The 12,300-nt window shown below is 73.5% G+C and carries 13 protein-coding genes; 5 read left to right on the forward strand and 8 right to left on the reverse strand.

The genetic code is table 11. The annotated features are described in order from the left end of the window. Nucleotides 1-25: 25 nt before the first annotated feature. The 3 genes from OG959_RS19630 to OG959_RS19640 form a co-directional block, all read right to left on the reverse strand. Nucleotides 26-988 (reverse strand): NADP-dependent oxidoreductase, encoded by a 963-nt coding sequence (locus tag OG959_RS19630; protein WP_326660185.1) that lies wholly within the window; start codon nt 986-988, stop codon nt 26-28. Between the two features lie 81 nt (nt 989-1,069). Further along, nucleotides 1,070-2,053 carry an endonuclease/exonuclease/phosphatase family protein gene (locus tag OG959_RS19635; RefSeq protein ID WP_326660187.1) on the reverse strand — a complete coding sequence of 328 codons (984 nt, stop codon included), beginning with the start codon at nt 2,051-2,053 and terminating at the stop codon, nt 1,070-1,072. A 28-nt stretch (nt 2,054-2,081) separates the two neighbouring features. Next, a complete protein-coding gene (locus OG959_RS19640) occupies nt 2,082-2,978 on the reverse strand; it encodes a hypothetical protein (RefSeq protein WP_326660189.1) in 897 nt (298 codons plus the stop codon). A gap of 133 nt (nt 2,979-3,111) precedes the next feature. Here OG959_RS19640 and OG959_RS19645 point away from each other — a divergent pair, with 133 nt between their 5' ends. Then, nucleotides 3,112-3,510: a hypothetical protein gene (locus OG959_RS19645; protein WP_326660190.1), complete on the forward strand. Its 399-nt coding sequence runs from the start codon at nt 3,112-3,114 to the stop codon at nt 3,508-3,510. A 73-nt stretch (nt 3,511-3,583) separates the two neighbouring features. Here the strand turns inward: OG959_RS19645 and OG959_RS19650 are convergent, their stop codons facing one another. The 3 genes from OG959_RS19650 to OG959_RS19660 form a co-directional block, all read right to left on the reverse strand. Further along, nucleotides 3,584-4,006, reverse strand: a complete 423-nt coding sequence (locus OG959_RS19650; RefSeq protein ID WP_326660192.1) for a universal stress protein — start codon at nt 4,004-4,006, stop codon at nt 3,584-3,586. A gap of 117 nt (nt 4,007-4,123) precedes the next feature. Beyond that, nucleotides 4,124-4,777, reverse strand: a complete 654-nt coding sequence (locus OG959_RS19655; protein ID WP_326660194.1) for an FMN reductase — start codon at nt 4,775-4,777, stop codon at nt 4,124-4,126. A 4-nt stretch (nt 4,778-4,781) separates the two neighbouring features. Next, nucleotides 4,782-5,861 (reverse strand): LLM class flavin-dependent oxidoreductase, encoded by a 1,080-nt coding sequence (locus OG959_RS19660; protein WP_326666489.1) that lies wholly within the window; start codon nt 5,859-5,861, stop codon nt 4,782-4,784. 252 nt (nt 5,862-6,113) lie between these two features. Between OG959_RS19660 and OG959_RS19665 the strand changes: the two genes are divergently transcribed. From OG959_RS19665 to trpS, 4 genes are all read left to right on the forward strand, one after another. Next, nucleotides 6,114-6,269 carry a DUF6126 family protein gene (locus OG959_RS19665; RefSeq protein ID WP_326666491.1) on the forward strand — a complete coding sequence of 52 codons (156 nt, stop codon included), beginning with the start codon at nt 6,114-6,116 and terminating at the stop codon, nt 6,267-6,269. A gap of 25 nt (nt 6,270-6,294) precedes the next feature. Further along, entirely contained in the window at nt 6,295-7,869 is a 1,575-nt protein-coding gene (locus OG959_RS19670; RefSeq protein WP_326660196.1) for a hypothetical protein, read from the forward strand. 140 nt (nt 7,870-8,009) lie between these two features. Beyond that, a complete protein-coding gene (locus OG959_RS19675) occupies nt 8,010-8,390 on the forward strand; it encodes a VOC family protein (RefSeq protein WP_442805751.1) in 381 nt (126 codons plus the stop codon). A gap of 230 nt (nt 8,391-8,620) precedes the next feature. Beyond that, on the forward strand, nt 8,621-9,658 hold the full coding sequence (trpS, locus tag OG959_RS19680) for a tryptophan--tRNA ligase (RefSeq protein ID WP_326660200.1): 1,038 nt from the start codon (nt 8,621-8,623) through the stop codon (nt 9,656-9,658). Here the strand turns inward: trpS and OG959_RS19685 are convergent. Both OG959_RS19685 and OG959_RS19690 read right to left on the reverse strand, forming a co-directional pair. Then, nucleotides 9,655-10,236: a 3'-5' exonuclease gene (locus tag OG959_RS19685; protein ID WP_326660202.1), complete on the reverse strand. Its 582-nt coding sequence runs from the start codon at nt 10,234-10,236 to the stop codon at nt 9,655-9,657. The two genes, trpS and OG959_RS19685, sit on opposite strands and share 4 nt — an antisense overlap. A gap of 66 nt (nt 10,237-10,302) precedes the next feature. Next, nucleotides 10,303-12,291 (reverse strand): NAD-binding protein, encoded by a 1,989-nt coding sequence (locus OG959_RS19690; protein ID WP_326660204.1) that lies wholly within the window; start codon nt 12,289-12,291, stop codon nt 10,303-10,305. Nucleotides 12,292-12,300 lie beyond the last annotated feature (9 nt).

The following is a 12,300-nucleotide window of genomic DNA, read 5'->3' on the forward strand; positions in this document are numbered from 1 at the left end:
CGTGTTCCTCCCGGCCGTACCGGATTCAGCAGTGCCCGTGCTCCCTCAGCACGATGACGGTCTTGCCGCGTGCCCCGCCGGTCCGGTTGCGGTCCAGGGCCTGCGGGGCCTTCTCCAGGGGCAGTTCGATGTCGATGGGGACGCGCAGGACGGCGTCCGCGGCGCCGGCGGCCAGCACGTCCAGCAGGACCGGGCTCGGATCGAGCCGGAAGTCGATGCCCCGCACCGTCGCGGGGAGCGCCGATCCGGCCGCGACGTCGCGGGTGGAGAGCGCGACGGCGCCCGGCCGGAGCGTCGCGGCGTGCGCGGCGAAGGCCTCGGGGGTCGCGGAGGCCAGGTCGGCCAGCGCGTCGACGCCGTCCGGGCAGGCCGCCCGTATCGCGTCGGCCGCCGACCCCTCCGTGACGTCGATCGTGACGGCGGCGCCCAACGACCCCATGCGGGAACGCTCGTCACCGCGCACCGCGGCGATCACGCGCACGTCCCGGGCCTTGGCGAGCTGGGTCAGACAGCTTCCGACGCCGCCCGCCGCGCCGACGACCAGCAGGCTCTCGTGGCCCCGGAGCGACACCGCCTCCAGGATCTGCGCGGCGGCCATCCCGGCCGACGGCAGCGCGGCCGCGATCCGGGCGTCCAGCCCGCGCGGGACGAGGGCGATGGCGGAGTCCTGCGGCACGCAGACGTAGTCGCCGTACGTCCCCGCACCGGCCGCCGGACCGCCGGCCCGGCCGAAGACGTGGTCGCCGACCCGGAAGCGGTTGTCGCCGCTGCCGATCATGTCCACCCGGCCCGCGTAGTCCACGCCGACGACCAGGGGGAACACCTGGGGCGCGAGGCCGTCCAGGGTGCCGTCCGCGAGCTGCCGGTCACAGGGGTTGAGCGAGGCGTACTCGATCCGCACCCGGACCTCGCCCGGTCCCGGATCCGGCTTGGGGACGACGAGGAGGGCAGGATCGGCCCGGAGTGAGCTGACGGCGATGGCTCGCATACGCACGACCTCCCAGTAGCCCCCGCGGTCACCTCTTCCACTCTTGCCCGGCCCGGCGGCGCCCGCACGTCGGCACGGGACTCACCCGCCGTCGTGCAGTTCGAGGGCGACGAGCAGCGCGCGGTGGTCGGTCGCGGCTAGGCGCAGGAAACGGGCCGAGCGGACCGAGAACTCGTCGCTGACCAGCACATGGTCGATCTGGGCACGCAGCGGCGTGGGGCGGTCGGCGGGCCAGGTGTACGTACGGGAGGAGCCGGCGAGGCGGGCGCTGTCGTGGAGGCCGCCCGCGTCGAGGACGGCCCGGAAGGCGGCATGGTCCTGGGAGGCGTTGAAGTCGCCCGCCACGATGGCGGGCCGTGCCCGGACGGCGGCGGCGAGGTCACGGATCCGGCCGAGCTCGCGGCGCCAGGCGGCCACCTCGCCGGGGACCGGCGGCATGGGGTGCGCGAGCTGGAGCCGTACGTCCCGGCCCGCCACTTCGGTGACCGCCCCCGGCATGGCCATCGCCCCGTCGACCCGCCCCGCCGGGCGCAGCGGAAACCGGCTGAGGATCGCCGAGCCGAGCGAACCGTCGAGCCGCACGACGTCCCGGTACGGGTAGGAGGCGGCCGGGACACGGGCTGCGAGCGCGTCCGCGCACGCGAGGTCGCACTCCTGGACGAAGACCACATCGGGCCCCTCGCGGCGCACCGCCCCGATCAGCGCGTCCGTCGCGTCCCCGAACTCCACGTTGGAGGTCAGGACGTCCAGCCGGGCCACCACCGGACCGTGGGCGCCCGTGCTGCCGGGGCCGTACGGGCGCACGAACCACACGGTCAGCGCGAGCGCCACCGACGCCCACACCAGGCCGCCGCGCCACCGGACCAGCGCGGCCAGTCCGAGAGCGGCGGCGCCGGGCACCAGGAGCCAGGGCAGGAAGGCCAGGGCCTGGGGGACGGGGGTCGTGCCGTCGGCGCCGGCGGCCCGGAAGCCGATCACGACGCTCACCCCGGTCAGGAGGAGGGCGGCCGCGCAGAGCGGGGCGCGCCCGGGGCCGGCGGACGGCTCACGCCCCGGCGGCCTCATGCCCCGGCCGGCTCGTAGCGCGGCCGGCTCATGCCCCGGTCGACGGGGCCGGCAGCACCCGCTGGGCCCAGATCCGTGCCGCCACCGCGCACACGGCCACCGCCAGGCCCGTACCGAAGACGATCCACACCGTGGTGCGCAGCGACCCGGTCAGCGCGTCGTACACCGCCGCCGCCCCGTCCGTGTCGCTGCCGGGCACCTCGGCCAGCACCCGGTTGCGCGCCAGCGCGATCGCCCCGCGCAGCACCAGCGCGCCGAGCGCGAAGCCGGCCCCGGCGACGGCGGTGGCGGCGAGCGCGGCCAGGGCGGAGCCGCGGCGTCCCGGCCCGCCGCGCACCCAGGCCACCACGACGGCGAGCAGGGCGAACACGAGGGTGCCGACGGCCGGCCAGATGCTGGCGGCGCGCAGCCACCGGAAGCTCTGGCGCATCTGGTCGGCGCGGTCGGCGGAGATGATCCGGATGTCGGTGTGCTGGACGGGGATCTGGTCGGCGAACGGCACCCCGTTGTCCACCAGGTTCTGCTTCACCTTCTCCGTCACGGGGGCCAGGTCGATGGTGACGCTCTCGCCGCTGTCCCCGTCCAGCGCCGCGGTGACGGCCTCGTGGGCCGTGCGGTTGGCGGCGTTCCAGGCGGCCTGGAAGGCGTCGGTGGTGGTGAAGGACCGCACGGCCTCGTGGAGGAAGTCGCGGACGGTGTTCTGGAGCGGGCCGACGTCGATCTGCTTCATCGCCTCGTCGGTGATCAGGTCGGCGACGGTGTTCTGCACATCGGGGTCGGAGGCGAGCGGCGCCACCGCGGCCACGTAGCGGTCCGTGTCGTCGATCTCCAGATCGACCCAGGCGGACAGCGCGCTCAGCGGCACCAGGACGGCGAGCAGCACCAGGAGTGCCACCGAGAGAGCCGCCGAGAAGTAGGTCCGCACCTCACCAGGGAACCCCGGATGCCGGGCCCGCGCCCCGGGCCGTGGGCCATCCGAGTTGCCGGGGGCGACGGCCGGGTGTGCTCTGGAAGGGAACGTGAAGAGACAGCGGGGGCGACGGAAGGAGCTTCCTGCCATGGCCGCACACGCTTCGGTGCAGGCACGCGGAACGCATGCGCGTGCTCAGCGCCATTCCACGATGAGCTGGGCCGTGCCCGTCACGCTCGGTGTGATCCTCGGCTGGTACGCGACGTCCATCGTCCGCGGCGGCGGTGTGCTCACCGGCACGCAGCTCGCGCTCGGACTGGTCTCCGGCGCCGTGCTCGCGGCGCTCTGCTTCGGTCTGGGCCGGGTGCAGATGCGCCTGCCGGCCGAACTCGCGGCGGCCGCGTACGGTGCGCTGTTCGGCGGCTCGGTCGGCTTCCTCTACAGCCTCTCCGGCAAGAGTGTGCTGGCCGCATCGGTGCTGGGGCTGCTGACCGGGGCGGGCATGCTGATCTTCGCGTTCTACTACTTCTACACGCGGGGCGACTGAGCCCGCCGCGGCGTTGAGCCGGTACGGGCCCGCGCTTCACCGCGCGGGCCCGTACCGGTGTGCGGAGACTGCGTCAGCCGCGGACCACGGTCACCGGGCACGGGGCGTGCTGGGTGACGTGCAGGCTGACCGAGCCGAGCAGGGTCGCCTTGAGGGCGCTGCGTCCGCGCGCTCCGACCACCAGCAGGTTCGCGCCCTCGGCCCGGTCGAGCAGGGCCTGAGCGGGATTGCCGATCACCACGACCTTGCTGATCCCGGCCGCGCGGGTACCGCCGACGGCCTCCTCCAGCGCCTCGGTGAGGGACACCGTGGCCAGGGCCTGCGGATCGAAGTCCTCCGGCATCCCCGGCATCATGGACGCCCAACTGGTCGCCGGGTACTCCCAGCTGTTGACGGCCTCCACCGTGTCACCGGTCAGCTCCGCCTGGCGTACGGCCCAGTGCAGCGCCTTGATCGACGACTCCGAGCCGTCAACGCCCACCACGATCCTGCCCATCTCTGCCTCCCGCTCGCTTCCGCTCGGTCATGCCGGTGCGTCGTGCGGGATGCCCGCAGGACGCACCTTCTCGTGCAACTGTAGTCAAACCGGACGAAAGCACAGCTGCTGGGCCGGTCAGGCCGGCCGGAGACCGGCCAGCTGCCGCTCGAAGGGGATGACCTCGTCGTCCAGCCCCAGGGCCTTCGAGGCCCCGGAGGCCGCCGCGCCGCCCGTGACCGCCTGCGCGAGCTCGCCGCCCGCGCGCCGGATCCGGGTCGGCAGGCCCTCGGTGTAGTCGTCGCCCGACGAGCCCCAGTCCTCCGACGCCGCGTACACCGACGTCGGCAGCGTGACGGCCCGCAGATAGGCGAAGAGCGGGCGCATCGCGTGCTCCAGCACCAGCGAGTGCCGGGCGGTGCCGCCGGTCGCCGCGACGACGACGGGCTTGCCGGTCAGCGCGGTGTTCTCGACCAGGTCGAAGAACGACTTGAACAGGCCGCTGTACGAGGCGGTGAAGACCGGGGTGACGGCGATCAGGCCGTCGGCCCCCGTCACCGCGCCGATGGCCTCCTCCAGCGTGGCCGACGGGAAGCCGGACACCAGGTTGCCCGCGATGTCGACGGCCAGGTCACGCAGTTCGATCACGCGGACCTCGACCGGGCGGTCCTGCTCGGTCTCCAGCCGTTCCCGGGTGGCCGCGGCCAGGCGGTCGGCCAGCAGCCGGGTCGAGGAGGGGCTGCTGAGGCCGGCCGCGACGGCGACGATCCTCAGCGGTTCGGTGGTGAACACGGTGTCAGCTCTCCTTCGCGGCGGTGACGGCCGGGTGCAGGGGCGCGGACTCGGGCACCCCGGCGGGCCGCAGGCTGGCGAACTCCTTGCGCAGCACGGGCACGACCTCCTCGCCGAGGATGTCGAGCTGCTCCAGGACCGTCTTGAGCGGCAGTCCCGCGTGGTCCATCAGGAACAGCTGGCGCTGGTAGTCGCCGACGGCGTCCCGGAAGGACAGCGTCCGCTCGATGACCTCCTGCGGGGAGCCCACGGTCAGCGGGGTCTGCTGGGTGAAGTCCTCCATCGAGGGCCCGTGCCCGTAGACCGGCGCGTTGTCGAAGTACGGACGGAACTCCCGTACCGCGTCCTGCGAGTTCTTGCGCATGAACACCTGGCCGCCCAGGCCCACGATGGCCTGCTCGGCGGTGCCGTGGCCGTAGTGGGCGTAGCGCTGCCGGTAGAGGTTCACCATCTTCTTCGTGTGCTCGATCGGCCAGAAGATGTTGTTGTGGAAGAAGCCGTCGCCGTAGTACGCGGCCTGCTCGGCGATCTCCGGGGAGCGGATGGAGCCGTGCCAGACGAACGGCGGGACGCCGTCCAGCGGGCGCGGGGTCGCGGTGAAGGACTGCAGCGGCGTACGGAACTTCCCCTCCCAGTCGACGACGTCCTCGCGCCACAGCCGGTGCAGCAGGGCGTAGTTCTCGATGGCGAGCGGGATGCCCTGGCGGATGTCCTTGCCGAACCAGGGGTAGACCGGCCCGGTGTTGCCGCGGCCCATCATCAGGTCGACGCGGCCGTCGGCGAGGTGCTGGAGGGTGGCGTAGTCCTCGGCGATCTTCACCGGGTCGTTGGTGGTGATCAGGGTCGTCGAGGTGGACAGGATGATGCGCTCGGTGCGGGCGGCGATGTAGCCGAGGGTGGTCGTCGGCGAGGAGGGGACGAACGGCGGGTTGTGGTGCTCGCCGGTCGCGAACACGTCGAGCCCGACCTCCTCGGCCTTCCGTGCGATGGCGACGGTGGCCTTGATCCGCTCGTGCTCGCTCGGCGTCGTGCCGGTCGTGGGGTCGGTGGTGAGGTCCCCGACGGTGAAGATCCCGAACTGCATGGCGCCCGCCTCCAGGCTCATATGGTTGAACGTTGAACTATCTGGACACACCCTACAACGGAGCACCCCGCTTCCCTATTCCGCCGGCCCCCGCCCCTTCCGTCCCGGACGTCGGCCGGCACCTTCCGTCCCGGACGTCGGCCGGCACCGCGGACTCCGCTGCGTACCCTGGTCGTAGACGGAGCCTCCTGAGCCCCGGGGCGGACGGAGGCAGGTATGAGCGTGACCGGAACCGGGAGTGACGGCGGGGCCGTGCCCGAGCAGGCGCGCGAGGGCGGGGGCGGCGGCAGCGAAGGCTGGAAGGAGCGCGGCGTCGCGCTGCGCGTCTTCGTCTACGTCTTCGCCACGCATCTGTTCGCGGGCTTCGTCTGGATCCTCTTCTACGTGGGCGAGCACGCGAAGAAGTAGTCGGCAGGCAGGATGGGGCGGGGACATGGACGGCACCACACAGACGCGCCTGGACGCGGCGCTCGGGGCGGACGACATCTGGAGCGCCCTGTACGCGCTGGCCGAGGAGGCGCCGCCCGACCTGCTGGCCGCGGTCGAAGCCCGCTACGGACCGGCGGCGGAGGGGGAGCGGCGTCATCTTTCGTGGCTTCTCCGGTGTGCCGGCGAGCGGGGCGACCCGACGCTCCTTCGGCTGCTGGGTGCGAGCGAGGGCGACAGCGCGCGGGATCTGCTGTACGCGGCGGTGCAACGGAAACTCCGGCTCCCGGCCGCCGAGTTGCGTCGGCTTGCCAGGGACCTCGGTGAAGTGGAACCCCTCGTGGACGCGATGGGCCTGTCCGGTGACCTCGGCTTCGCACCGTTCCTCGGCGACCTGCTCGACAGCAAGACCCTGGGCGGGCGCGCGGCCCTGGCGTTGGGAAGGCTCGGAGCACGCGAATGGACGGTGCCGGTCGCGAGGCGGTTGCCCGGCACGACCGGACTGGTGCACGTCGCCTTCACCGTGGCCCTGGAACTGCTGGACGACCCCGCGGCGATACCCCACCTCCTGAGTGCGCTGAAAACGGAACGCATCCCGGCGGGCGACCTGCACCATGCCCTGGTCGCGCTCACGGGCCGCGACCCGTTGCTGCCCGTCACACCCCCGGACGGCGATTACAGCGTGGGCATCCGACGCGCCTGGCAGAAGCGCCGGCCGGCACGCCCGGCCGCGCCGTCGACCAGCCCTGTCACCTTCGATTCGCCGCGCCACGCACGCTTCACCCTCGACGAGGGCCGGGGCGGGATCAGCATCGACTACGACCCTCCCCGCCCCGGCTCCTCCTGGCCCCGCTGGGACAAGTCGCTCCGTATCGGCGGGCAGCCGGTCTACCGAGTCGGCTCGGACTGCGACACCTGCGAGACGACCCTGTCCCTCCTCGGCTGGCCGACCCGAGCCGCACAGGAGGGGGCGGAACGCCTGCGTTCCGCACTGGCGGACGTGGCCGGCCTCGCCCCCGGGATCCTCGACGCGGCCGCTCCCCTCGTCGAGCAGCTGCGGTCCGGCCACTACCGAGTCCACCTGGCCGACCTCGCGCTCGAGCGGGTGACCGACCCGGGGGCCTCGTGGCTGACCAGGCGCCGCGCGCTGCGCGAGGACTACGAGCCGTATGACGGAGAGGGCCTCGACGACTGGCCGGGGACCGACCACTTCCAGCTGCGCGACCGCATCCCCGGTGAGAGCCCGACGTACGGCGTGCTGTTCCCGTCCCAGCCGCTGGTCGCGCTCGACACGGACACCGTGGCCCGGTACACCGCAGCCATCGCGGCGGGCCGCCGTCCCGCCGCCCTCGCCCTCGCCTGGGTCCGGGACATCTACGTCCAGGCCGAGCACCCCGAGCGATTCCTGGTGGCCGTCGCCCTGGACGGGCACCACAAGCTCGCCGCCTACGCCGCGGCCGGCGTACCGGCGAGGCTCCTGCTCCTGTCGAGGGCCGAGGACAACTGGGGGCCGGAGGAAGGGTGGAGCACGGCGTTCAACGAGGTGCTGGCCGCGACGGCAGGCCCCGTCCCACAGGCGTAGTCCGCGGGACCCGGGGACCAGGACCAACAGCCGATGCGGGCACCCGCGCCGGGCGCCTACGCTGCCGGTTCCGGCGCGCGCAGAGCGGGCCGACGGCGGAGAGGAACACCGTGCTGTTCACCGGTCACACCCATGTCCGTATGGCCCGCCCGTCCCGGGATCTCGTGGCCGCCGAACGGTTCTGGGCGGCGGGGCTCGGGCTGACGGTTCTGTTCCGCGCCGAGGGGGCCGGGGAGCCCGGCGCGCACGATCTGCTCATGCTGGGACACCCGGACGCCTCCTGGCACCTGGAGCTCGTGCACGGCGGCGACCACCCCGTGGACCCCCGCCCCACCGACGAGGACCTGCTCGTCCTCTACCTGGACGGACCCGTGCCCCAGGAGCTGGTGGACCGGCTGCTGGCCCACGGCGGCACGCGGGTCGCCTCGCCGAATCCGTACTGGAACGAGTGGGGCGTCACCGTCGAGGACCCGGACGGGTACCGGCTCGTGCTCTGCCGGCGCGGATGGTCGAACTCCTGACGGTGGCGGAAAGTCCTCGTGCCCCCGCACCCGCGCCCCGCTAAGCTCGCCCCATGACCCCCGTACCGTGCCGCAACCGGTGGCGCTCCTCCTAGGAGCGGCCACCTCTTCAGCGCGGGACCAGGGCCGTTCGCCACGGACGGCCCTTTTCTCTGCCCTCTTCCGGTACGGGCTCCGAGCCCGGCGGGGGCCGTCCTCCACGCACACACCATCGCGAGGAGAGACCAGCCATGACCACGACCTGCCCGGACCGCACCGCCACGCTCGACGAGCGGATCCACCGGGACCCCGCCGGCTTCCGGGTCCTGACCGGCGACCGCCCCACCGGGGCGCTGCACCTCGGGCACTACTTCGGCACGCTCCACAACCGGGTGCGGCTCCAGGACCTCGGGGTGGAGGTGTTCGTCCTCGTCGCCGACTACCAGGTACTCACCGACCGGGACGTGGCGGAGCGGCTCACCCCGGTCATGGAGGGGCTGCTGCTGGACTACCTGGCCGTCGGCATCGACCCGGAACGTTCGGTGATCTTCAACCACAGCGCCGTACCCGCGCTCAACCAGCTGCTGCTGCCGTTCCTGAGCCTGGTCTCCGTCGCGGAGCTGGGCCGCAACCCCACGGTCAAGGACGAGATCGCGCACTCACGGCAGGCCGCCGTCAGCGGTCTGATGTTCACCTACCCGGTCCACCAGGCGGCCGACATCCTGTTCTGCAAGGGCAACCTGGTGCCGGTCGGCCAGGACCAGGTGCCCCATCTCGAAGTGACCCGGACCGTCGCCCGGCGGTTCAACGAGCGCTACGCGCCGCTCTTCCCGGAACCCGAGGCGCTGCTCTCCGCCGCGCCCCTGCTGCTCGGCACCGACGGCACCAAGATGAGCAAGAGCCGCGCCAACTCCGTTGCCCTGAGCGCCGACGAGGACACCACGGCCCGGCTGATCAAGGGGGCGACGACGGACGCCGAGCGGCACATCACGTACGACCCCGAGCGCCGGCCCGGGGTGTCCGGTCTGGTGCGGCTCGCCGCGCTCTGTCTCGACCGGGACCCGCATGACGTGGCCGAGGAGATCGGGGGCGGGGGTGCGGCGGCCCTCAAGCGGACCGTGACCGACGCGGTCAACAGCCGGATGGCGCCGATGCGGGCCCGACGGGCCGAGTACGCACGGGACATGGGCTACGTCAGGTCCGTGCTGCGGGCCGGCAACGAGCGCGCCAACGGCATCGCCGACGCGACGCTGGCCGAGGTCCGGGAGGCGATGGGGGGCCTGATCTAGGGCGCGTTGCCGGACGGCGGCCAGCAGCCGCGAGCCGTCACGTCCAGGATCAGCGCCGCGATGTTCCACGCGTCGTCCGCGCCGCTGTGGTGCCGGCCCTCCAGCGGGAGCCCCGCGATCCGGAGGGCCTGCGCCATGCCGGGGCGCTTGCGCAGGCCGTGGGCGGTGGTGAAGGGGATCTTGGCGTTCGTGTGGCGGCGGCCGAACGGGTACGGGGTGCCGGTCGCCCGGCACTGGCGGATGAACTGGTCGCGGTCGTAGTCGCCCCAGCTCGCCCAGGCGCGGGCTCCGGCCCGGTGCTCGGCCGCCAGCAGCCGGCAGGCGTCGGCGAAGGGAAGCCCGGTGTCCACCTCGGCCTGGGTGAGGCCCGTCAGTTCGGTGCAGAAGGCGCTGACCGAGGAGCGGGCCGGGCGGACCAGGACGCGGTGGCGGGCGAGGCGCTCGCGGGCGTGCAGATCGACGACCGTCAGCCCGATCTCGATGATCTCGCTCACCGCCCCCGGCGGCGGCTGCCCGTCCCAGCAGGTCGCCTCGATGTCGATGACGTTGAGGCGGCGCGGCTCCGGTCCCCTGTCCATGGAGGGAAGGGTAGGCGGGCGGGGCCGCACCGGGCATCCGGATATCGCGGGGCGCCGGTCGCGGTGTCAGTGCCGGGTCAACGAGGCGCGCCTGCGCAGGAGTTCCGCCAGGCCGCGGCGGGTCGCGGCGATGACGACCCGGTCGGTGGGCTGGAGTACGTACCCCGGGTGCAGGTTCCAGACCAGTCCGGCCGGCCGGTCCTGGGTGCCGTCGCCCGTGACCGGCGTGGCCAGGTCCGGCCGGCGGTCGGCGGGCCGGGCCACGTCCAGGGCGAGGACCCGCCAGGCTCCGGCCCGGAACGCCTGCTCCACCGTCCGGCCCTCCAGCTGCGGGTGCCCGGCCACCTCGACCGCGGCGAACAGCATCACCTTCCGCTCGACCGGCACCGCCCCGAGGATCTGCCGGCCCATCATGGCGACGGCGAACGAGGGCGCCGCCAGATGCGAGACCGACCGGGAACGGGTCAGCGCCTGCGGGTGGGCGGTGCGCAGGGTGCGGTAGACGGCGGTGGCGAACTCGTCGTCGAAGAGCCGCAGCGTCACGCGCAGGTCAGGCTTGACCGAGCGGGCGTACAGCGCGGCCTCCAGGTTCGTGGTGTCGATGCTGGTCAGGGCGAGCAGCGCGCGGGATCGCCGGATCTTCGCCGCCTCAAGGACGCCCTCCTGCGTGACGTCCCCGAGGACCACCGGCACACGCAGCCGCCGCGCCACGGGGATGCCGCGGGCGTCCGGGTCGTCCTCCACGCACACCACGGGGATGCCGAGTTCACGCAGCTGGACGAGGACGCGCGTACCGATCTTGCCGAGACCGAGCAGCACCACGTGCCCCGACAGACCGCGCGGCGGCCGGCGCAGGGCGGAGGCGGTGCGCAGCGACCCGAACGCCTCCAGAACCCCGGCCACCAGCAGGGGCAGCAGCATCAGCCCGGCGACCCCCGACAGGATCTGGATGACCTGGCGGGCGGTCGGGTCACCGATCGCCGGGTCGCCCATCGCGAACAGGTCGAGCAGCGTCAGATACGCGGCGTGCACCGGCTCGTCCCCGGTGGTGAACGTGGACGCCACCGCGAGTCCCAGGACGGCCGTGCCGACGCCCAGCGCGGACCAGCGCAGCCGCCGCGAGAAGACCTGGCCCAGCGGGGCGCCCCTGCCCCCCATCCGGCGTACGCGGCCGGTGGGGCCCGGCCGGCTGACGGCCTCCAGGACGATCGTTCCGCGTCCGGTCGCGGCGGCCACCTGCGCCTGGTCGGGCAGGAGCCGGGGTCCCTCGTCGCCGCTGCTGTCGGAGCCCTCGGTGCCGGCCGGGTCATGGGTGGTGGAGGAGAGCAGGGCCAGCGTGCACAGGGCCGGGCGGACGGCCTGGCCGTCCCGGGGCGGGGTGCGCTCGGCGGCGCGCAGGAGCAGGCCCTCCGCCTGGATCACCTTGCTGGAGCCGGAGAGCGCGGTCGCCGCGAGTGCGGGCGCCGCGGTGTCGGCGTCGGACAGGACCGTGGTGGAGGCGTCCAGCACGGTCTGGTCGATGCCGGGTGAGGCGACGGCCGCCGCCTGGTCCAGGAGGGTCTCCAGATGCTGGCCGAGCTTGCGGTTGTAGAGCCGGATCACCAGCCGCACACGGGGGTTGAGCCTGCGGGCGGTCAGCGCGGCACGGATGTTGCGTTCGTCGTCGTCGTAGACGAGGGCCAGCGCGGCGGCCGTGCCGACGCCGGCCTCCTCGAAGGCCTCGTCGGAGGGTTCGGCCGCCTGGAGGATACGGACCGCCTCCACTCCGGCATTGGTGTCGCCGTCCCCGTTCCCGGCGCCGTTGCCCCCGTTGCGGCTCATCGCCGACGACATCCGCCCGAACAGGGCCGCCGCCCGGCCGCGCCCGGTCAGGGGCAGCTCCGGTCCGCTCGTGCCGGGTTCGGGCGGCAGGACCAGGGTGACCCGCTCCCCGTAGACGTACCGCAGTTCGACGGCGAGCCGCTGGGCGAGCGCGTCGTCGCCGCAGACGACCATGTGTCCGGAGAACGGGGAGCGTTGGGGCTGCTGGGGAAGAGGAGGCACATGTCCCAGCATGCCCTGCTC

It is taken from the genome of Streptomyces sp. NBC_00385 (assembly GCF_035917155.1).
Lineage (GTDB): Bacteria > Actinomycetota > Actinomycetes > Streptomycetales > Streptomycetaceae > Streptomyces > Streptomyces poriferorum.